Below are 20,231 nucleotides of genomic sequence, written 5' to 3'. Positions count from 1 at the left end.
GCGGAGGGGAACGCGGAGGGGAAGCCATGACCGAACTGCCCCGCATCATCAGCGTCGACGACCACGTGATCGAGCCCGCCCATCTCTTCCGGACCTGGCTGCCGGCCAGGTACCGGGACCGTGGGCCCAAGCCGCTGACCGCCGGCATCGGGGAACTGGCCTACGTCGGCGGCAAGTACCGGATCACCATGGACCCGGCGGGCCAGCCGACGGACTGGTGGATCTACGAGGACCTGAAGTTCCCGTACAAGCGCAACATCGCCGCCGTCGGCTTCGACCGGGACGAGATGACGCTGGAGGGGATCACCAGGGAACAGATGCGCCCGGGGTGCTGGGACCCCGTCGAGCGCCTGAAGGACATGGACCTCAACCACGTCGAGGCCTCTCTCTGCTTCCCGACGTTCCCCCGCTTCTGCGGGCAGACCTTCGCCGAGGCGCACGACAAGGAGGTCGCCCTGGCCTGTGTACGGGCCTACAACGACTGGATGGTGGAGGAGTGGTGCGGTGACAGCGGGGGCAGGCTGATCCCGCTGTGCCTGATCCCGCTGTGGGACGTGGAGCTGGCCGTCGCGGAGATCCGGCGCAACGCGGAGCGGGGCGTCCGGGCGGTCACCTTCTCCGAGATCCCCACCCACCTCGGGCTGCCCTCCATCCACTCCGGCTACTGGGACCCGTTCTTCGCCGTCTGCCAGGACACCGGAACGGTCGTCAACATGCACATCGGCAGCAGCTCCCAGATGCCCGCGGCCTCCCCGGACGCCCCGCCCGCCGTGCAGGCCTCGCTCAGCTTCAACAACGCGATGGCCTCGATGATGGACTACCTCTTCAGCGGGGTCCTGGTGAAGTTCCCGCGGCTCCAACTCGCCTACTCGGAAGGCCAGATGGGGTGGATTCCGTACGCCCTGGAGCGTGCCGACGACGTGTGGGAGGAACACCGTGCCTGGGGCGGCGTCCGCGACCTGGTCCCGGAGCCGCCGTCGACGTACTACTACCGGCAGATCTTCTGCTGCTTCTTCCGCGACAGGCACGGTGTCGCCTCGATCGACGTCGTGGGCCGCGACAACGCCACCTTCGAGACGGACTACCCGCACGTCGACTCGACCTTTCCGCACACCAAGGAGGTCGCCCTCGACCATGTGAAGGGCCTGGACGACGCGACCGTGTACAAGCTGATGCGGGGCAACGCCATCCGCATGCTCGGCCTGGACCTGGACCGGTAGTGGATCTGTCCAACTCGCCGGAGGAGGAGGAGTTCCGGGCCCGGCTGCGGGAGTGGCTCGCCGAGGTGCTGCCCACGCTGCCGCCGAAGCCGTCCCCCGGCGACTGGCCGGCGCGCAGGGCGTACGACCTGGGCTGGCAGCGGATGCTGTACGACGCCGGGTACGCCGACGTCCACTGGGACGCCTCGCCGACCACCCGGCTGATCTTCCTGGAGGAGACCGAGCGCGCGGGGGCACCCTACGTGGGGGCGAACTTCGTGGGTCTGCTGCACGCCGGCCCCACCGTCGCCGCCGAGGGCACCGCCGGACAGCGGGCGCGCTGGCTGCCGCCGATCCTGCGCGGCGAGGAGGTGTGGTGCCAGGGGTTCAGCGAACCGGGCGCGGGCTCCGACCTCGCCGCGCTGCGCACGCGCGCGTGGCGTGACGGCGACGACTACGTGGTCACCGGATCCAAGATCTGGACCTCCCACGCCGAGGTCGCCGACTGGTGCGAACTCCTCGTCCGCACCGACCCGGACGCGCCGAGGCACCGGGGCATCACCTGGCTCGCCCTGCCCATGGACGCCGGCGGCATCACCGTACGGCCGCTGCGCACGCTCGCCGGGTCGGCGGAGTTCGCCGAGGTGTTCCTGGACGAGGTCCGGGTGCCTGCCGCCAACCGGGTCGGGGCGGAGAACGACGGCTGGCGCGTGACCATGGTGACCCTGTCCTTCGAACGCGGCACGGCCTTCGTCGGTGAGGTGGTGGCCTGCCGCCGGGTGCTGGGCGAACTGGCCCGCGCCGCCATGGGGAACGGCCGCTGGGACGATCCCGTGCTGCGCCGGCGGCTGGGCCGTCTGGAGGCGGAGTTCCGGGCGCTGTGGCGGCTGACCCAGTGGAACGTGAGCGAGGCGGAGGCGACCGGCGGGGTGCCGGGCGCCGGCGGCTCGGTCTTCAAGCTCCGCTACTCCCACGCCCGGCAGGAGCTGTACGACGCCGCGGCCGACGTCCTCGGACCGGACGGCCTCGACCTGGACCACCCGTGGGTCCTCGACCGTCTCTCCTCCCTGTCGTACACGATCGCCGCCGGCACCTCACAGATCCAGCGCAACATCGTGGCCGAACGGATCCTGGGTCTGCCGAAAGGGCCCCCGGCCCGAAGGGGAGATGAGCGTGCGTTTCCAGCTGACCGATGACCAGCGCGCGTTGAAGGCCGGGGTGCGGGAGCTGCTGGACCGGTGCTTCGGGCGGGAGGCGCTCCGGGCGGCCGTCGGCGCGCCGGGGCGGCTCGACCGGAAGCTGTGGCGGGCGCTCGGGGACGCCGGGTTCTTCGCCCTGCGGCTGCCGGAGGCCGACGGCGGGGTCGGGCTGGGACTGCCGGAGGCGGTGCTGGTCTTCGAGGAGGCGGGGCGGGCGCTGCTGCCCGGCCCGCTCGTGGCGACCCACCTCGCGGCCGGGACCGTGCCCGGCGCGGCCTCGGGGGAGAGGGTGGTGGTGGCGGCGGACGGCGAACTGGTGGAGTGGCTGGACTCTGCGGACGTGGTACGGGGCGAGGTGACCGGAGCCGTACCGCTGCGGTCGGTGGACCCCCTGACGCCCCTGCACCGGGTCTGCCCGGCGGCGGCCGGCCGGGCCCGTGCCGCGGACGCCGGCGGCGCGGCAGACCCGGTCGCCGGCCTCCTCACCGCCGCCGAGCAGCTCGGTACCGCCGTACGCGTGCAGGAACTGGCCGTGCAACACGCCCGGGCCCGGGAGCAGTTCGGGCAGCCGATCGGCACCTTCCAGGCCGTCAAGCACCTGTGCGCGGACCTGCTGGTGCGCGCCGAGACCGCCCGCGTCGCCGTCTACGCGGCCGCCGTCACCGGCGACCCGGCGGACATCGCCGCCGCCCGGCTGCTGGCCGACGAGGCCGCCGTGCGCGGCGCCCGGGACTGCCTCCAGGTGCACGGCGGCATGGGTTTCACCTGGGAGGCGGATGTGCACCTGCACCTGAAGCGGGCCTGGGTGCGGTCCTGGCGTCGCGGCGGGAGTACGGAGAGTGAGGAGGTGCTCGCCGCGCGACTCCTGGCCTGAGGCGTCGCCTCCGCCCTGGACTGCACCGGCGGCCAAGCCTTGGCCCAGGATGTCGCGGATCGTGGCATCCCGGTTTCACGGAGCGTCGATACCTGGTTGTGTCCTTCGCGGGGCTCGTCACGACCCGGAGTCGGGGGTCCCCTCCGGTACCTTGTGTGGGATGCGAGTGGCTGCGAGCACGAGCCGGGCCGGCGGCGCCTCTGGGGCGGCACCGGGTCACGCGGTGCGCTTCGCTGTTCGCGGGGCGGTCAGAGCTTCGGCCACCGCCTGTTCGACTTGCCCGAACGGGCGTCGCACAGTATCCCCCACGCGTACTCCTTCGCGCTGGAATATGCCTGAAGCGCTTGTTGGGGTGACTGTACGTCAACCATGCTGGCTCCCAAGGGAATCACAGTCCGTGACCCTTGCTCTGGCCGTTGTTCTGGCCATGCAGAAAATGGCTACGATCGTGGCTCTCGTGCTCGGCGTCACGGCTCTGGCGGCCGTGGCGGCCGGATGGCGTGGGGACATGTGTCCGCCGGTTCGGATGGTGTGAGCGGTGCAGGTGCTTCAAGTGCAGCTGGAGATCCGGCCCGATCCCACGGAGGTGGGACGGGCGAGGAGGTGGGCCCGCTCGCGGCTCCCCGGGCTCGGGATAGCGGCCGACGAGCCGCTGGCCGAGATCCTGATCCTGCTCGTCTCCGAGCTGGTGACCAACGCGGTGGTGCACACCGGCCACGCGGCCGTCCTCCGGCTCTCCCTGCCCGGCGGACCGGCCGAGGCCGAGGCGGTCGAGCCGGACGATGCGGGTCGGGCCGCGTCGACCGATACGACCACACCGTCCACACCGTCCACGCCGTCCACGCCGTCCACGGCGTCCGTGGCGGCCACGGTGCGCGTCGAGGTGGCCGACAGCAGTTCCCGCGCCCCCGTGCCGCGTTGCGCCGGCGGTGACGCCACCGGCGGCCGCGGTCTGGCCCTCGTGGACTGCCTGGCCGATCGCTGGGGCTGGAGCCCGGAAGGTGCCGGCAAGAGCATCTGGTGCGAACTGGACCGCTGTTCACAGGCCGCGGAGAGCGCAGCGGTGGCGCATGGGGGCGGACTGTCCGCGTACGAGGGTCTCGCCTTCGAGGCGGTGTAGGGCCCGGCGCGGTGGTGCGCCGGGGGTGCATCCGTGCGCGGGTGCCGCGAACAGGGCGTACGTAACAAATCCCCGTATCGGCGTTGACGAGCCGTGACCACCTGAACACGCTTGTGGGCGACGATTCGCCGCGAGGGGACGGCGAGGGCCCGGGTGCCGGCGGCCCTCGTCGAGTGTGGGTCGCACCCGGTGGGCGGCGCGTGCGCGCGACGGTGGGGGAGGCGCGCCGCCGGCCGGTCCGGCGCAGCTCCTCAGAGAACGGCCACGGGTGCCACGGGTGCCCCGGTCGCGCCGACGAACGGCTCGGGCGTCGCCGACAGCAGGAACGCGTACCGCCCCTCTTGTCCACAGGCTGTGGACAACTCTTCGAGATTCCAGTTCTGGCCCTGCAGCATCCCCATCTCCACCAGGTCGAGGGCGTGCACGGGCAGCCAGAGGTTCTCCGACTCGGGCGGAAATATCTCAAATGTGAGCGTGTCGTTGGCGACCGCCGCCACGTCGCGCGTGTGGAACCACTCCGGTGTACGGATGGACAGCCCCGGCGACGGATAGCCGTACCCGTGCCTGTCTCCGGCGAGATACACCTGCACCTGCCCGGTCCGGACCAGCACGACGTCACCTGCCCGGACCCTGACCGAGCCGAAATCCTCGGCCCGCTCCAGATCCTCCGGTGTGACCGCGTGGCCCCCTGCCAGCCGCTCCACGCCACGCGCGCGTGCCACGTCCAGCAGCACCCCGCGCGAGACGATGTGGCGCGCCTTGTCGATCCCGCCGAACCCGGCACCCCCGTGTGCGGTGACCGTGTCCGCCGGGCGCCCGTTGTACAGCTTCCCGGAGTGCGAGACATGCGGGAGCGCGTCCCAGTGGGTGCCCGCCTGCAGCCCCATGGTCACCGCGTCGTCGCTGCACGCCACCGTGCCCGGCCCGAACAGCTCCTGGTTGATCTGCACCATCGCGTGCAGCGGATTGACCCGCCCCGGGATCACGCCGGTCTGCACGCCGTCCTGCCGCAGCGGCAGCGCGAGGGGGACGCGCCGGCCGGTGCGGACGCAGGCGGCGGCCCCGCGGACGACCTCGCCGGTGATCAGGTTCAGGGTGCCGATCTCGTCGGCTGCGCCCCAACGGCCCCAGTTGTTCACGCGCTTGGCGATCTCGTGGAATTCCTCCGGCAGTGCCATCCGGTGCCTCCCCGGGGCTTGTGTCCGTGCGTCCGGCACGCCATAGAATCTAACGGATCGTCAGAAACTACGGGAAGGGGCCGGGCGTGGGGAGCTTCTTGGCAGGAAAGGCCGTCGCCGTGACGGGCGCCGGGCGGGGCATCGGCCGGGCGGTCGCGCGGGCGGCCGCCGCCGAGGGGGCGAAGGTCGTCGTCAACGACTACGGCGTCTCCATGGACGGTGCCTCGCCCACGAGTGAGGTCGCCGAGGCGGTCGTCAAGGAGATCGAGGCGGCCGGAGGCGAGGCGGTCGCGGTGGCCGACGACATCTCCACCATGGCGGGCGGCCAACGGGTCGTCGACACGGCCCTGTCGTCGTACGGCCGCCTCGACGGGGTCGTGTGCGTGGCCGGGATCCTGCGCGAGCGGATGCTGTTCAACATGACCGAGGAGGAGTGGGATCCCGTGCTCGCCACCCACCTCAAGGGCACGTTCACCGTGTTCCGGGCGGCGTCCGCGGTGATGCGCGGACAGCGCTCCGGCACTCTGATCGGCTTCACCAGCGGCAATCACCAGGGGTCGGTGTCCCAGGCCAACTACAGCGCGGCCAAGGGCGGGATCATCTCCCTCGTCCGCAGCGCGGCTCTCGGCCTGCACAAGTACGGGGTGACCGCCAACGCGGTGGCGCCGGTGGCCCGTACGCGGATGTCGGCGAACGTCCCCATGGAGCTGGCCGAGATCGGCGAGCCGGAGGACGTGGCCGCGCTGGTGGTGTACCTGCTCTCCGACCGGGCCGCTGCACTGGGCGTCACCGGACAGGTCTACACGGTCGCGGGGCCGAAGATCGCGGTGTGGGCGCAGCCGCGTGAACTCCGTTCCATGTACGGGGAGGGGGCCTGGACGCCGGAGCGGATCGCGGAGCTTCTGCCGGGGTCGGTGGGGGTGGATCCGATGCCGATGCTGTCCCGGCTCTCGGCGATGGAGTCCGCGGCACGGTCTGGCTCCCGGCCGAACGCCTGAGCGCTCGGATTGCGTTGTGGTCCGGCGGCTGCCGGCTTGTCGTGGTTGACGGCGCAGTTGCCCGCGTCCCTTCGGGGCGCGTCGAGTAAGGCGGTGCTCCATGGATTTCGGGTTCAGTCAAGAGGACGAGAACTTCCGCACCGAGGTGCGCGCCTGGCTGGCCGCCAACGCCAAGCCGGGGACAGACCGCCGCGCCTGGGAACGAACCCTCGGCGCGGCGGGCTGGATAGGGCTCGGGTGGCCGGAGGCGGGGTACGGGAACCGGACGGCCACGCTCACCCAGCAGGTCGCCTGGGCCGAGGAGTACGCCCGCTCACCGGCACCGCCGCGCTCGGGGCACATCGGTGAGAACCTGCTCGCCCCCACCCTCGTCTCGCACGGCACCGAGGAGCAGAAGTCCCGTTTCCTGCCCCCGATCGCGGCCGGCGAGGAACTGTGGTGCCAGGGCTACAGCGAGCCCGGCGCGGGTTCGGACCTGGCGGGAGTGCGGATGGCGGCGGTCCGGGAAGGGGACGGGTACCGGATCAGCGGGCAGAAGATCTGGACCTCGCTCGCCCACGAGGCCGACTGGTGCTTCGTACTCGCCCGCACCGACCCGGACTCCCGCCGCCATCACGGGCTCGGCTTCCTGCTCGTCCCCATGGACCAGCCCGGCCGCATCGAGGTCCGCCCCATCCGGCAGATGACCGGCACCAGCGACTTCAACGAGGTCTTCTTCGACGGCGCGTACGCGCGGGCCGAGCACCTCGTGGGCGGCGAGGGGCAGGGGTGGCGGGTGGCGATGAGCCTGCTCGGCTTCGAGCGCGGGGTGTCGACCCTCGCCCAGCAGATCGGGTTCGCCGGGGAGCTGGCCGGGGTCGTGCGGGCCGCCGTGGAGACGGGGGCCGTGCGGGATCCGGTCGTCCGGGAGCGGCTCGTGCGGCAGTGGGCCGAGCTGCGGACCATGCGCCGGCACGCCCTGCGGACCCTCGGCGGCTCCGCGGACCCCGGCGCGCCCAGTGTGGCCAAGCTGCTCTGGGCCGGCTGGCACCAGCGCCTGGGCGAGCTGGCGATGGAGGTCCGGGGCGCGGCGGCGACCGCGGGGCCGGCGGACTGGTCACCCTCGGCACCGTACGAACTCGGCGCGGACCAGCACCTGTTCCTCTTCTCGCGGGCCGACACGATCTACGGCGGCTCGGACCAGGTCCAGCGCACGATCATCGCCGAGCGCGTGCTCGGTCTGCCCAGAGAGCCCAAGGGGGCCGTGTGATGCGTGGTGTGGTGTTCGACGGCAAGCGGGTCGAGGTCGTGGACGACCTGGCGGTCAGGGAGCCGGGCCCCGGCGAGGTGCTGGTCGCCGTCGCGGCGGCGGGACTGTGCCACAGCGACCTCTCCGTGGTGGACGGCACCATTCCGTTCCCGGTGCCGGTGGTGCTGGGCCACGAGGGCGCGGGGGTCGTGGAAGCGGTCGGCGCGGGCGTCACCCATGTCGCGCCCGGCGACCACGTGGCGCTGTCCACGCTCGCCAGCTGCGGCACCTGCGCGGAGTGCGACCGGGGCCGGCCGACGATGTGCCGGCAGGCGATCGGGCGCCCCGAAAAGCCCTTCACCCGGGGCACGGGACTGCTCCACCAGTTCGCCTCCAACTCGGCGTTCGCGGAGCGCACGGTCGTCAGGGCCGTGCAGGCCGTCCGGATCCCGAAGGACATCCCCCTGGAGTCGGCCGCGCTGATCGGGTGCGGGGTGCTCACGGGCGTGGGCGCCGTGCTGAACCGGGCCCGGGTGGACCGCGGGGACAGCGTCGTCGTCATCGGGACCGGCGGGATCGGGCTGAACGTGCTGCAGGGGGCGCGGCTCGCGGGGGCGCTCACGATCGTCGCCGTGGACGCCAACCCGGCCAAGGAGGAGGCGGCCCGGCGGTTCGGCGCGACCGACTTCCTGACCGCGACGGAGGGCGTGCGGGACATCCTGCCCACGGGCGCCGACCACGCCTTCGAGTGCGTCGGCCGGGTGGAGCTGATCCGGCAGGCGATCGACCTCCTCGACCGCCATGGACAGGCCGTCCTGCTCGGCGTGCCCCCTGCCGCCGCCGAGGCCTCCTTCCTCGTCTCCTCCCTCTACCTGGACAAGTCCGTCCTGGGCTGCCGCTACGGCTCCTCGCGCCCCCAGCGGGACATCGCCCTGTACGCCGACCTGTACCGCCGGGGCCGCCTGTTGCTCGACGAGCTGGTGACGGCGGTGTACCCGGTGGAGGACTTCGCCAAGGCCCGCGCGGACGCCGAGGCGGGCCGGGTGGCGCGGGCGGTGCTCACGTTCTGACGGCGGTCCGGAAGGTCCGGCGATAGGCGGTCGGAGTCACTCCGAGCGCCTGCTGCAGATGCTGGCGCATCGACTGGGCCGTGCCGAAGCCCGCCTCGCGGGCCACCTGGTCGACGGACAGGTCGGTGGTCTCCAGCAGGTGGCGGGCGCGTTGGACGCGCTGCTGGGCGAGCCACTGCCCGGGGCTGACGCCGACCTCCTCACGGAACCGGCGGGTGAAGGTGCGGACCGACATGGCCTCCTGCTCGGCCATGTCCCGCAGCTGGATCGGTTCGTGGAGGCGGCCCAGCGCCCAGGCGCGCGCGGCGGTCGTCGTGGCCAGCTGCGGGTCCGGGACGGGGCGGTGGATGTACTGGGCCTGGCCGCCGTCGCGGTGCGGCGGTACGACCGTGCGCCGGGCGACGTCGTTGGCGACCGCCGTGCCGAAGTCGCGGCGCACCATGTGCAGGCACAGGTCGATCCCGGCGGCCACACCGGCCGAGGTCAGCACGTCGCCGTCGTCGACGAACAGCACGTCCGCGTCCACCTCGACCTGGGGGAACAGCTGCTGGAAGTGCTGGGCGTCGGCCCAGTGCGTGGTCGCCGGGCGGCCGTCGAGGTATCCGGCGGCGGCGAGGACGTAACCGCCGGTGCAGATGGAGGCGAGCCGGGTGCCGGGGCGGATCAGGGCGAGGGCGGCCGCCAGTTCGCCGGTCAGCCGGCCCTCCTCGAAGACCGGGCCGAGCTCGTAGGACGCCGGGACGATCACGGTGTCGGCGCCGGCCAGGGCCTCCGGGCCGTTCGGGACGTGCACGGCGAAGTCGGCGTCGGTCTCGACCGGGCCGGGCGGCCGTACCGAGCAGGTCACGACCTCGTACAGGTGCCGGCCGTGTGCGTCCGTGGGGCGGCCGAAGATGCGGTGCGGGATGCCCAGTTCGAAGGGGAGCAGGCCGTCGAGGGCGAGGACGACGACCCGGTGCGGACGGAACTCCTCGGAACCACTCATGGCCCGATCCTATCGAATGCTGTCCACCGGGCCACTCGATGCGCGGGAAAGAAAAGAGGACCCTCGATGACGTGACTCAGACAAGCCCAGCCGCCGCCCCCGTCCAGGCCCCGCCCGCCCGGCACCGCCGAGTGCACCGGGCCTGGTCCGTCGCAGCCGTCACCTTCGTCACGATCATCGGCGCGGCCGCCTTCCGTTCCCTGCCCGGCCTGCTCATCGACCCGCTGCACGCGGAGTTCGGCTGGTCGCGCGGCACGATCGGCGCGGCCGTCTCCCTCAACCTCGCGCTCTACGGCCTCACCGCCCCCTTCGCCGCCGCGCTGATGGACCGCTTCGGCATCCGCCGGGTGGTCGCCGTCGCGCTGACGGTGATCGCGCTGGGCTCCGGGTTGACCGTGTGGATGACGGCGGCCTGGCAACTGTGGCTGTGCTGGGGCCTGCTGGTCGGCCTGGGCACCGGCTCCATGGCCCTGGCCTTCGCCGCGACGGTCACCAACCGGTGGTTCACCGAGCGGCGCGGACTGGTCAGCGGCATCCTCACCGCCGCCTCCGCCTCCGGCCAGCTGATCTTCCTGCCGGTGCTGTCCTGGCTGGCCGAGCACCACGGCTGGCGCCCGGCCGCCGTGACGGTCGCCCTGGCCGCCCTGGCCGTGGTCCCCCTCGTCTGGGTCCTGCTGCGCGACCACCCCGCGGACGTCGGCCAGAAGCCGTACGGCGCCCGGGAGTTCGTGCCCAAGCCGCCGCCGGTGACGGGGGCCGCCCGCCGCACGGTGAACGTCCTGTCGGCCTCCGTCCGCTCGGGCACCTTCTGGCTGCTCGCCGGGACCTTCGCGATCTGCGGTGCCTCCACCAACGGCCTGGTCCAGACCCACTTCGTGCCCGCCGAGCACGACCACGGCATGCCCGTCACGACGGCGGCCTCACTGCTCGCGGTCATCGGTGTGTTCGACGTGGCCGGCACGATCGCCTCCGGCTGGTTCACCGACCGCTTCGAGCCGCGTCGCCTGCTGGCGGTGTACTACGCCCTGCGCGGCATCTCCCTCGTCTTCCTGCCCATGCTGCTGGGGCCCGCCGTGCACCCCCCGATGCTCTTCTTCATCGTCTTCTACGGCCTCGACTGGGTGGCCACCGTCCCGCCGACCCTGGCCCTGTGCCGGGAGCGGTTCGGCGAGGACAGCGCCATCGTCTTCGGCTGGGTGCTCGCCTCCCACCAGGTCGGCGCGGCCCTCGTCGCCTACCTCGGCGGCGTCGTCCGCGACGTCTTCGGCTCCTACGACCTCGTCTGGTACGCCTCCGGCACGCTGTGCGCGGCGGCCGCGCTGATGGCGCTGGTGATCCGCCGCGCCCCGGCGCCCGCGGGCCTGCCGGCCTAGTGCTGCGACCGGAAGGGTTCACCGGCTCGCGACGCCCGGCACGGCACCTCGCCGCGTTGTCGCATCACCCGAGTACATCCCGTACGCGGGCGATGCTCCGCCTTGCGATGCTCCCCCACTGCCTGAAGGGCGTGGGAGGTGCCCCCAGCACCGGACGCCGCGAGCCTTCCGGCAGACCTTTCCGGTCACAGCACTAGGCGAGCCGCCCGAACCGCCCCCGGTGGAAGAGCAGCGGATCGCCCGGCTCCTCCGCGGTGCCGAGGGCGTCCACCCGGCCGACGACGATGAGGTGGTCGCCCCCGGTGTGCACGGCGTGGACGGTGCAGTCGATCCAGGCGGCGGCGCCGGTCAGGCGGGGGGAGGCGGACACGGGAGCCGGGTCGTGGGCCACCCCGGCGAACTTGTCCGCGCCGCTGACCGCGAAGGCCCGGCACAGTTCGCCCTGACCGGCGCTGAGCACATTGACGCAGAAGACGCCCGCGCGGGCGATGCGCGGCCAGGTGGTCGACGTACGGCCCACCATGAAGCAGACCAGCGGTGGTTCGAGGGAGAGGGAGGCGAAGGACTGGCAGGCGAAGCCGGCCGGGCCCTGCTCGCCGGCGGTGGCCGGTGCCGTGATCACCGTCACGCCGCTGGCGAAGCTTCCCAGCACCCGCCGGAACTCCTGCGGCTCCACCGGCGCCCGCTCGTCCGCGCGCACGCACCGCAACTCAGGGCGTGGCAAAGGCTCCACGGGCCCCGGCCCCAGATACCGGACGGCGGCGGCCGCCGCCCCTGCGTGTCCCATCACACCGTCCATTGAAGCTGACGGTTCGTCAGATGGGAAGTCCCGGGGGAAGGCCCGGGCGCTCCCCGTCGACGCGGCGCAGCTGCCGGCGGCCTGGCTGCTGTGGTGGATCCGGACGACCGGCCAGGCCCGGTACGGGACCGGCTGCACCGGCGCCCCCGGGATCGCCTGTCTGCCGGTCCTCGCGCCGCCGGCGCTGCCGCTGCCGCTGCCGTTGCTGGGCCTGCTCGTCTGCGCCGCGCTGACGCTGCCCGCGATCCTGCCGGCCCGCCCGGTGCTCCGGCGGTCCGGCGCGCCGGAGTGGGCCTGCCGCACGGTCGCGGCGGCGGCCACGGCCGTCCTGCTGGGCCGCGGTGACGGCGGCGTTCCTGCACCGGCCGTTCGTCGGCACGGCCTCGGTCCTCACGGTCCTCGGCCTGCTGCCCGTGCTCGGCATCGCCTGCGTCCGCACGCGTTCCTGGTCGCGGTGGGGCCTGTGGTGGCGCTCGGTACTCGCCTGCGCCGGTCTCTTCGCCCTGGCCTTCGGCGTGGGGTTCGCAGTCTCCGCGACCGGCCTGCTCCTCTGGTGCGAGCCCCCCCCGGGCCGTGCCTGAAGTCCGTCGCCGTACGCTCCGGCAGCGTCCTGCACGCGGGCGCCCTGCGCACCCAGGACCGTGCCGGGGGCCGCCCCTCACCGCCCCCGGAACTGCGCCCCCCGCCGCTCCGTGAACGCCCGCAGGCCCTCCTGAGCGTCCTCCGTCGTCATGTTCAGCTCCTGGGCCCAGGCCTCCGCCGCGAAGGCGGTGGGTCTGTCCGACTCCAGGGAGGCGTTCACCAGGTGCTTGGTGAGGGCCAGGGCACGGGTGGGGCCGGACGCCAGGCGGATCGCCCACGCGCGTGCCGTCTTCGGCAGGTCCGCGTCGGGGACGACCCTGTTGACCAGGCCCAGGCGTTCCGCGTCCGGTGCCGGGAGGGCGTCGCCGAGGAACATCAGCTCCTTCGCCCGGTGCGGGCCGAGCAGCCGGGGGAGCAGGTAGGCGCCGCCGCCGTCCGGGACCAGCCCCCGCCGTACGAAGACCTCGACGAAACGGGCCGACTCGGCGGCCAGGACCAGGTCGCAGGCCAGGGCCAGATGCGCGCCCAGCCCGGCCGCCGTGCCGTTCACGGCGGCGATCACCGGCTTCTCGCAGTCCAGGACGGCCGCGATCAGGCGTTGGGCGCCCTGGCGCAGCATCCGGGCCACGTCGCCGGGGAGCCGGGCGCCGGAGGCCGCTCCGCCCCGCAGGTCCGCTCCCGCGCAGAAGCCCCGCCCCGTGCCGGTCAGCACCACCGCCCGGACGTCCGGGTCGGCCGAGGCCTCGGTGAGCAGGCCGATCAGCCGGTCCCTCAGGGCCGGAGTGAGGGCGTTGAGGGATTCGGGGCGGTTGAGGGTGAAGTGGGCGACCTGGTCGCTCCGCTCGGTCTCCAGCTCGCTCATCGGCACACCACCAGCGCGTCCAGCGCGACCGCGCCCTGTCCGCGCGGGAGCACCAGCAGCGGGTTGATGTCCAGCTCGGAGACGAACTCGCCCAGTTCGAGCGCCATGCGCTGGACCCGCAGGACCACCTCCACCAGCGCGTCCCGGTCGGCCGGCGGGCGGCCGCGTACGCCGTCCAGCAGGGCCCGGCCGCGGAGTTCGTCGAGCATCGCGCGGGCCTGGTCCTCGCCGAACGGGGGGACCCGTACGGCGGTGTCGCGCAGCACCTCCACCAGGATGCCGCCGAGGCCCACCGTCACCGTCGGTCCGAACAGGTCGTCGTGCGTCATCCCGACGACCGTCTCCACGCCCTGCTCGACCATCTGGCACACCAGGATCCCGTCCAGCGCGACACCCTCGTAGCGGGCGATGTCGGTCAGCTCGCGGTAGGCGTCCCGGACCTGGCTCGCCGAGGTCAGACCGACCTTCACCAGGCCGAGTTCGGTCTTGTGGGCGATCCGGGCGCCGGAGGCCTTCATCACCACCGGGTAGCCGACCTGCGCGGCGGCGCGTACGGCCGCTGCCGCGCTGGTCACCAGCTGCTCGCGCGGCACCCGGATGCCGTAGGCGCGCAGCAGCTGCTTGGCGGCGTGCTCGCTGAGCTGCCGGCCGGGGTGCATCAGGGCCTCGGCCTTGCGGAAGGAGGGCGAGGGGGTGCGCGGGGCGTCGTCGAAGGGTGAGCGGTACTCGCTCACGAAGGCGTGGTGGTCCAGCCAGGCGCGGACGGCCCTGAGGCAGTTGCCCACCGTGCGGAAGGTGGCCACGCGCGAGGAGCCGAGCAGGACCTCGCGGTACGCCGCCTCCGTGCCGACCGGCGAGCCCCACACCACGCACACCAGCTTGTCCGTCTCCTCGGCCGCATCGGCCAGGTCCCGTACGAGCTTGTCGCTGAGGGGCGGGAAGGGGCCGGTGACCGGACAGATCAGGACGCCGATCGACGGGTCGGCCAGGATCGCGTCGATGATCTTCCGGCCGCGCCGGTCGCCCACCGGGTGGCCGCCGTTGTCCACCGGGTTGGCCACGCTCAAGTACTCGGGTATCCACTGGTGCAGCTCGGCCTGCTTGGCCTCGGACAGGCGCGGGAGGCGGAGTCCGGCCGCCGTGGCCAGGTCGGCGGCGTGCGCGCCGGTGCCGCCGGAGATCGAGTACACCGCGACCCCGTCGGCCAGCGGCGCCCGCGCCCGCGCGAGCAGCGCCGCGGTGTCCTGGAGTTCGTCGAGGCCGTCGACGCGAACCACCCCGAACTGGCGCATCGCCGCGTCGACCACGTCGTCGGCGCCCGTGAGCTTGCCGGTGTGCGAGGCGGCGGTGCGCGCGCCGGTCTCGGTGCGGCCCACCTTCACCGCGACCACCGGCACCTTGCGACGGGCGGCCCGGTCGGCGGCCAGCAGGAAGGCGCGGCCGTCCTTCAGGCCCTCCAGGTAACAGGCGATGGCGCCGACCTCGGGCCGCTCGGCGAACCAGGAGAGGAAGTCGGCGGTCTCCAGGTCGGCCTCGTTGCCGGTGGGCGCCCAGTGGGAGAGCCGGATGCCCAGTTCCTGGAGCGAGAACACGGGGCGGCCCTGGTGGCCGGACTGGGTGATCAGGGCGATCGCGGGTCCGGTCAGGTCCTCCCGGAACTGCTCGAAGGCGTTGAGGTTGGTGTTCGGGCCGAGCAGGCGCAGGCCCGAGCGGCGTACGGCGTCCGTGAGCCGCCGCTGGGCCTCGGCGCCCGCCTCGCCGGTCTCGGCGAACCCGGAGGCGAAGGCGACCGCGAACTTCACCTTGGCCTCGGCCAGTTCCTCGATCACCGGCAGTGGATCGGCCACCAGCAGCACCGCCAGGTCGACCTGTTCGGGAAGTGCGGCGACCGAGGCGGCGCAGGGCACGCCGAAGACGGAGGGGCGGGTCGGATGCACCGGATACACCTGGGCCCCCACCCGGTCGGCCCACGCCAGCAGCTGCCGGGTGATCCCGGTGTTCGGCCGCCCTTCCGCGTCCGAAGCGCCGATCACGGCGACCGACTCGGGCCGGAAGAAGCGGGTCAGGTCCGGTACGTCCGCGTACAGCGGCCGGCCGCTGACGTCCAGGTCGTCGATCCGGTCGTGGACGACGGGTCCGGGCCGCTGCTCGCCGCAGGCGATGATCCGGGCCCGGCGGGAGTCGGTGGTGAGGGTACCGTGGGTTGATCCAAGCATCGGTCCGCCCGCTCCTGTGAGACAGCACAAGTAAACTGACGTGCTGTCAGATTACTGAACTGACGCTTTGTCAGGAACGGGTCGGAGCCGCAAAGTTACCGCCGGGTGCGCAGGTGCCCGGTCACCGCCTTCGCGATCTTCTTGGCGTCGAGCGCCATCTCCCGGAACATCCCGCTGATCGGGTTGGTGTACCCGGTGAAGTACAGACCCGGCGCCTGGGCGGGCGCGCGGCCGCCGCGCACGACCGGTCTGCCGCGCCCGTCCAGCACCCCGAGGTGCCCGACCAGATCCTCCAGCGCCCGCGTGTACCCGGTCGCCGCGATCACGGCGTCCGGCGAGATCCGGCTGCCGTCGGCGAGGACGACCTTCCCGGGGTTCCCGTCCTCGAAGGACTCGACGGCGGCCACGATCTCCAGCTTCCCCCGGCGCACGGCGTCGATCAGGCCGACGTCCTGGACCGGGATGGCGCCCTGCCCGACCCTGGTGTACAGCCCCGTGTCCGGGCGGGGCAGGCCATGGGCGGACAGATCCGGCAGGCCGATCCTCGCCTGCACCCGGCACAGCCGGTCCACGAGCGGTACCGGCAGCCGTCGTACCAGCACGCCCGAGTACTGGGCGGGCCAGCCGAGGGTGGAGCGGCGCACGATGTGCGGGACGGTGCGGACGGCCAGCCGCACCCGTGCGGCCCCGCCCTCCACCAGGTCCACGGCGATCTCGGCGCCGGTGTTGCCGGCGCCGACGACCAGGACGTCCCGGCCGGCGTACGGTTCGGCGTTGCGGTAGGAGCCGGCGTGCAGGAACTCCCCGCCGTACTCCTTGCGGCCCGGCCAGTCGGGGACGCGCGGAGTGTGGTTGTAGCCGGTGGCGACGACCACCGCGCTGCCGGTCAGCTCGCGTCCGCCGGAGGCGTGCAGCACCCAGCCGGTGCCGTCCCCGGCCTGCTCGACGCGGAAGACCTCCACGCCGGTGACGATCTCCAGCTCGTGGTGCTCGGCGTACTTCTCCAGGTAGCGCACCACGTTGTCCCGGGACACCCAGCGCCCGAACTTCCGGGGGATCTTCAGGCCCGGCAGGGCGGACAGCCGCCGGGTGGTGTGCAGGTGCAGGCGGTCGTAGTGGCCGTGCCAGGAGGCGCCCACCCGGTCCGCCTTCTCCAGCACCACCGCCCGGATGCCCCTCGCCCGCAGTGCGTACGCGGCGGCCAGGCCGCCCGGACCGGCGCCGATGACGTACACCGGGCGGTCGGCGGGGGTCGCGGAGAGCGGCGCGGAAGCGGAACGGGAGTCGGCCATGTCCGCGAGCGTAATCACGCGCCCGGTTGATGGGTCTCGGTCAAGACCGGAATTGGTTGCGGATTGATCACGGGTGTACGGAAACGGGGAACGGCCGGTGAAGAAAAGCCAGGGCGGCACCGGTGGGCTTCCCCCGTGATCTGACGTACCGTCAGATCCATGGACTCCATATGGCTGGACGGCGCTCAGTGGCTGGCGGTGCTGCGGATCGGCCTCGGGCTGTGGTGGCTGGAGAGCTGGCGGCACAAGGACAAGAAGGCCTGGTTCGAGCGGGGCAGCGGCATCGCGTGGGCGGCGGACATCGCGGCGAAACACCGCTGGACACCGGTGCGGACCGGATTCGAGACGCTGGTCGAACCCCGTCCGAAGGTGATGGCGTACGTCGTCGCCTACGCCGAACTCTCCCTCGGCCTCGGCCTGGTCCTCGGCTTCCTGACCCCGATCGCGCTGCTCGGCGGACTGCTGCTGAACGCGATCTACTTCGTCCTGATGATCCACGACTGGGCCGAGCAGGGCCAGAACTCGATGATGGCGCTGGTCTCGTGCGTCGCCTTCTTCGGGATGGCCTGGCAGAGCTGGTCGATCGACGCGTGGCTGGGGTGGTTCGGATGAGGGCGGCGGCCCTTTTGGGCGGGTGGTCCTGATGGGCGGGGTGCGTCACGACCTTCCGGAGCCCGACGCCTTCACCCGTCCCTACTGGGAGGCCGCCGCAGAGGGCCGGCTGCTGATCCGCCGCTGCGGGGCGTGCGGCCGGGCCCACCACTATCCCCGCGAGTTCTGCCCGCACTGCTGGAGCGAGGAGGTGACCTGGGAGGAGGCGAGCGGCCGGGCCGTGCTCTACACCTGGTCCACGGTCCACCGCAACGACCTGCCGCCCTTCGGCGAGCGCACGCCGTACGTGGCCGCGGTGGTCGACCTGGCGGAGGGCCCGCGGATGATGACGCAGGTGGTGGAGTGCGCGGCGGCGGACCTGCGGGCCGGGATGCCACTTCGGGTGATGTTCGAGGAGGGGAAGCCGGTGTTCCGCCCGCGCAGCTGAGCCCGGGGAAAACCGGTGTTCCTCCCCGAGTCACGTGCCGATCATGGGCGTATGCGCCCTGACAACTGGTATCTCACCGACGACCTGGACGAGTTGCTCTCCCGAGGGGGTGACTTCCTGCGCTCCCGGCCGGCCCTGCACACCGTGCCGCTGACGGTGACGGACGCGCTGCGCCGCCGCGGGCTGCACCTGTACGGCGACGAGGCTCCCCTCTTCGGCCTGCTGGAAGCGGACGACGGCACGATACGGGCCGCCCTGGTCCACACCCCTCCCTTCCCCGTCAACGTCACCCCGCTCACCTCCCAGGAGGCCGACGCCCTGACGGTCCGGTTCGCGGAGCTGGGCCGCACGGTGTCCGGGGTCTTTGGGGCGCAGGAGGCGACGGAGGCCTTCGCGGTGGCCTGGCAGCGGCGCACCGGCGCGGCGGTCGCCGTGGACCAGCGGCAACGGCTCTACCGGCTGAGTGAGTTGACCGAGCCGGCGCCCCGGCCGCAGGGGCGGGCGCGGATCGCCGGCCCGGCGGACCGGGATCTGCTGATCCGCTGGTTCGAGGAGTTCGAGGAGGTCACCGGGGGCGTCGCGCAGGAGGCGGGAAGGTGGGCCGACGCCCGTATCTCCTACGGCGGCATCACCCTGTGGGAATCCGGCGACGGCACCCCGCTCGCCATGGCCGGAGTCACCCCGCAGACCGCCGGCCAGGTCCGCGTCGCCCCGGTCTACACCCCTGCGGAGCTGCGCGGACGCGGCTTTGCGGGAGCGGCCACGGTGGAGGTGAGCCGGGCCGCGCGCGAGAGCGGGGTGTCCGAGATCCTTCTCTTCACCGACCTCGCCAACCCGACGAGCAACGGGCTCTACCGGCGGATCGGATACCGGCCGGTGGCGGACTTCACGGTGTGGCGGTTCGGGGGCTGAGGCCCGCACCGGCTCCGTCCTCCCCGCACACGAACGGGCGGCGTACACCGACGGGATGCCGGTGTACGCCGCCCTCGGGTGGCAGGAGTCGCGGGAGGCGGCCCGCTGTCACGGCGGTTATTTCGGGTCGGCGTTGAACTTCGAGGCCGACCAGAAGTACCCGAGCACCGCGAGGCCCACGCACCAGCCGACGGCGAGCCATCCGTTGTTGCCGATCCCGGTGCCGAGCAGCAGGCCGCGCAGGGTCTCGATGGCGGGCGTGAACGGCTGGTACCTGGCGATCGGCTGGAACCAGCCCGGCATCGAGTGGAGGGGTACGAAGGCGCTGGACAGGAGCGGCAGCAGGATCAGGGGCATCGCGTTGTTGCTGGCGGCCTCGGCGTTGGGGCTGACCAGGCCCATGCCGACCGCGATCCAGGTGAACGCCGTGGCGAAGAGCACGAGCAGTCCGAAGGCCGCGAGCCACTCGAGGGGGGTGGCGTCGGTGGTGCGGAAGCCGATGGCCACGCCGACGGCGCCGACGAGGACCACGCTGATGACCGACTGCAGCACGCTGCTGATGACGTGCCCGACGATCACCGAGCCGCGGTGGATCGCCATCGTGCGGAAGCGGGCGATGATGCCCTCGGTCATGTCGTTGGAGACGGAGACCGCGGTGCCGACCACCGTGCTGCCGATGGTCATCAGCAGCAGGCCCGGCACGATGTAGGCGATGTACTTGGCGCGGTCGGCGTGGCCGCCGCCGATGCCCGCGCTCATGGTGTCGCCGAAGACGTAGACGAACAGCAGCAGCAGCATGATCGGGGTGAGCAGCAGGTTCAGCGTGAGCGACGGGTAGCGCCGGGCGTGCAGCAGATTGCGGCGCAGCATCGTCGACGAGTCGCGTACAGCGAGGGAGAGGGAGCTCATCGGACGGTCTCCTTGGGCGGGCCGGGCTGGTGGGGGACGCCGGCGCCGCCGGTCAGGGCGAAGAACACGTCGTCCAGGTCGGGGGTGTGCACGGTCAGCTCGTCGGCCTCGATGCCGACCGAGTCAAGCCAGTCGAGGATGGAGCGCAGCTCGCGCTGGCTTCCGTCGCTGGGGAGCTGCAGTGCGAGGGCCTCGTCGTCCCGGGAGGCCTCGCTCAGGGCCGAGGCGGCGTTCTGGTACGCGGCCGGGTCGGTGAAGCGGAGCCGGACGTGTCCGCCGGGGATGAGCCGTTTGAGCTCCTCGGCGGTGCCCTCGGCGGCGATCCGGCCGTCGTTGAGCACGGCGATGCGGTCGGCGAGCTCGTCGGCCTCCTCCAGGTACTGGGTGGTGAGGAAG

19 protein-coding genes and 1 pseudogene are annotated in these 20,231 nt (G+C 72.7%); 12 read left to right on the top strand and 8 right to left on the bottom strand.

Annotated elements, in window-relative coordinates; genetic code table 11:
* Nucleotides 1–26 precede the first annotated feature (26 nt).
* The 4 genes from ABZ919_RS30610 to ABZ919_RS30595 all read left to right on the top strand — a co-directional run bounded on the left by ABZ919_RS30610 (nt 27) and on the right by ABZ919_RS30595 (nt 4,392).
* Nucleotides 27–1,220, top strand: coding sequence for an amidohydrolase family protein (locus ABZ919_RS30610; RefSeq protein ID WP_361253927.1), 1,194 nt, complete (start codon nt 27–29; stop codon nt 1,218–1,220).
* Nucleotides 1,220–2,395, top strand: coding sequence for an acyl-CoA dehydrogenase (locus ABZ919_RS30605; RefSeq protein WP_361253925.1), 1,176 nt, complete (start codon nt 1,220–1,222; stop codon nt 2,393–2,395). Before ABZ919_RS30610 ends, ABZ919_RS30605 begins: the two co-directional genes overlap by 1 nt.
* On the top strand, nt 2,373–3,272 hold the full coding sequence (locus ABZ919_RS30600; protein WP_361254144.1) for an acyl-CoA dehydrogenase family protein: 900 nt from the start codon (nt 2,373–2,375) through the stop codon (nt 3,270–3,272). Before ABZ919_RS30605 ends, ABZ919_RS30600 begins: the two co-directional genes overlap by 23 nt.
* Nucleotides 3,273–3,825: 553 nt before the next feature.
* Nucleotides 3,826–4,392: an ATP-binding protein gene (locus ABZ919_RS30595; protein WP_361254142.1), complete on the top strand. Its 567-nt coding sequence runs from the start codon at nt 3,826–3,828 to the stop codon at nt 4,390–4,392.
* Nucleotides 4,393–4,643: 251 nt separating this feature from the next.
* Here the strand turns inward: ABZ919_RS30595 and ABZ919_RS30590 are convergent, their stop codons facing one another.
* The gene (locus tag ABZ919_RS30590; RefSeq protein ID WP_361253923.1) at nt 4,644–5,570 is read right to left on the bottom strand and encodes a cyclase family protein; all 927 of its coding nucleotides are present in this window, start codon (nt 5,568–5,570) and stop codon (nt 4,644–4,646) included.
* Between the two features lie 86 nt (nt 5,571–5,656).
* Here ABZ919_RS30590 and ABZ919_RS30585 point away from each other — a divergent pair, with 86 nt between their 5' ends.
* From ABZ919_RS30585 to ABZ919_RS30575, 3 genes are all read left to right on the top strand, one after another.
* Nucleotides 5,657–6,568, top strand: coding sequence for an SDR family NAD(P)-dependent oxidoreductase (locus tag ABZ919_RS30585; RefSeq protein WP_361253921.1), 912 nt, complete (start codon nt 5,657–5,659; stop codon nt 6,566–6,568).
* 100 nt (nt 6,569–6,668) lie between these two features.
* Nucleotides 6,669–7,817, top strand: a complete 1,149-nt coding sequence (locus ABZ919_RS30580) for an acyl-CoA dehydrogenase family protein (RefSeq protein ID WP_361253919.1) — start codon at nt 6,669–6,671, stop codon at nt 7,815–7,817.
* The gene (locus tag ABZ919_RS30575; RefSeq protein ID WP_361253917.1) at nt 7,817–8,866 is read left to right on the top strand and encodes a Zn-dependent alcohol dehydrogenase; all 1,050 of its coding nucleotides are present in this window, start codon (nt 7,817–7,819) and stop codon (nt 8,864–8,866) included. Before ABZ919_RS30580 ends, ABZ919_RS30575 begins: the two co-directional genes overlap by 1 nt.
* On the opposite strand, the gene ABZ919_RS30570 is transcribed toward ABZ919_RS30575, so the two are convergent.
* A complete protein-coding gene (locus ABZ919_RS30570; protein WP_361253915.1) occupies nt 8,856–9,851 on the bottom strand; it encodes a helix-turn-helix domain-containing protein in 996 nt (331 codons plus the stop codon). The genes ABZ919_RS30575 and ABZ919_RS30570 overlap by 11 nt on opposite strands.
* A 71-nt stretch (nt 9,852–9,922) precedes the next feature.
* On the opposite strand from ABZ919_RS30570, the gene ABZ919_RS30565 reads away from it, so the two are divergent.
* Entirely contained in the window at nt 9,923–11,224 is a 1,302-nt protein-coding gene (locus ABZ919_RS30565) for an MFS transporter (protein WP_361253913.1), read from the top strand.
* Nucleotides 11,225–11,417: 193 nt separating this feature from the next.
* Here ABZ919_RS30565 and ABZ919_RS30560 read toward each other — a convergent pair whose 3' ends face one another.
* A complete protein-coding gene (locus ABZ919_RS30560; protein ID WP_361253911.1) occupies nt 11,418–12,011 on the bottom strand; it encodes a flavin reductase family protein in 594 nt (197 codons plus the stop codon).
* 353 nt (nt 12,012–12,364) lie between these two features.
* On the opposite strand from ABZ919_RS30560, the gene ABZ919_RS30555 reads away from it, so the two are divergent.
* Nucleotides 12,365–12,604, top strand: a complete 240-nt coding sequence (locus ABZ919_RS30555) for a hypothetical protein (protein ID WP_361253909.1) — start codon at nt 12,365–12,367, stop codon at nt 12,602–12,604.
* Between the two features lie 77 nt (nt 12,605–12,681).
* Here the strand turns inward: ABZ919_RS30555 and ABZ919_RS30550 are convergent, their stop codons facing one another.
* From ABZ919_RS30550 to ABZ919_RS30540, 3 genes are all read right to left on the bottom strand, one after another.
* A complete protein-coding gene (locus tag ABZ919_RS30550; RefSeq protein WP_361253907.1) occupies nt 12,682–13,467 on the bottom strand; it encodes an enoyl-CoA hydratase-related protein in 786 nt (261 codons plus the stop codon).
* The gene (locus ABZ919_RS30545; protein ID WP_361253905.1) at nt 13,464–15,683 is read right to left on the bottom strand and encodes an acetate--CoA ligase family protein; all 2,220 of its coding nucleotides are present in this window, start codon (nt 15,681–15,683) and stop codon (nt 13,464–13,466) included. The genes ABZ919_RS30550 and ABZ919_RS30545 overlap by 4 nt, the downstream gene beginning before the upstream one ends.
* Before the next feature lie 95 nt (nt 15,684–15,778).
* Nucleotides 15,779–16,975 (bottom strand): NAD(P)/FAD-dependent oxidoreductase, encoded by a 1,197-nt coding sequence (locus tag ABZ919_RS30540; protein ID WP_361253903.1) that lies wholly within the window; start codon nt 16,973–16,975, stop codon nt 15,779–15,781.
* Nucleotides 16,976–17,134: 159 nt separating this feature from the next.
* On the opposite strand from ABZ919_RS30540, the gene ABZ919_RS30535 reads away from it, so the two are divergent.
* The 3 genes from ABZ919_RS30535 to ABZ919_RS30525 are packed head-to-tail and all read left to right on the top strand — an operon-like array spanning nt 17,135 to nt 18,926.
* The gene (locus ABZ919_RS30535; RefSeq protein WP_361253901.1) at nt 17,135–17,587 is read left to right on the top strand and encodes a DoxX family membrane protein; all 453 of its coding nucleotides are present in this window, start codon (nt 17,135–17,137) and stop codon (nt 17,585–17,587) included.
* A gap of 31 nt (nt 17,588–17,618) precedes the next feature.
* Nucleotides 17,619–18,014 carry a Zn-ribbon domain-containing OB-fold protein gene (locus ABZ919_RS30530; RefSeq protein WP_361253899.1) on the top strand — a complete coding sequence of 132 codons (396 nt, stop codon included), beginning with the start codon at nt 17,619–17,621 and terminating at the stop codon, nt 18,012–18,014.
* Between the two features lie 51 nt (nt 18,015–18,065).
* The gene (locus tag ABZ919_RS30525) at nt 18,066–18,926 is read left to right on the top strand and encodes a GNAT family N-acetyltransferase (protein WP_361253897.1); all 861 of its coding nucleotides are present in this window, start codon (nt 18,066–18,068) and stop codon (nt 18,924–18,926) included.
* Between the two features lie 117 nt (nt 18,927–19,043).
* On the opposite strand, the gene ABZ919_RS30520 is transcribed toward ABZ919_RS30525, so the two are convergent.
* Together ABZ919_RS30520 and ABZ919_RS30515 are read right to left on the bottom strand one after the other, a co-directional pair.
* Nucleotides 19,044–19,835 carry an ABC transporter permease gene (locus ABZ919_RS30520; protein WP_361253895.1) on the bottom strand — a complete coding sequence of 264 codons (792 nt, stop codon included), beginning with the start codon at nt 19,833–19,835 and terminating at the stop codon, nt 19,044–19,046.
* Nucleotides 19,832–20,231 (bottom strand): annotated as a pseudogene (locus ABZ919_RS30515) (ABC transporter); the annotation flags it as partial. The pseudogene ABZ919_RS30515 and the gene ABZ919_RS30520, both read right to left, overlap by 4 nt.

It is taken from the genome of Streptomyces sp. NPDC046759 (assembly GCF_040645475.1).
Lineage (GTDB): Bacteria > Actinomycetota > Actinomycetes > Streptomycetales > Streptomycetaceae > Streptomyces.
Note: the sequence above shows the minus strand (reverse complement) of the source record. Positions and strands in the feature narration are given on the sequence as shown.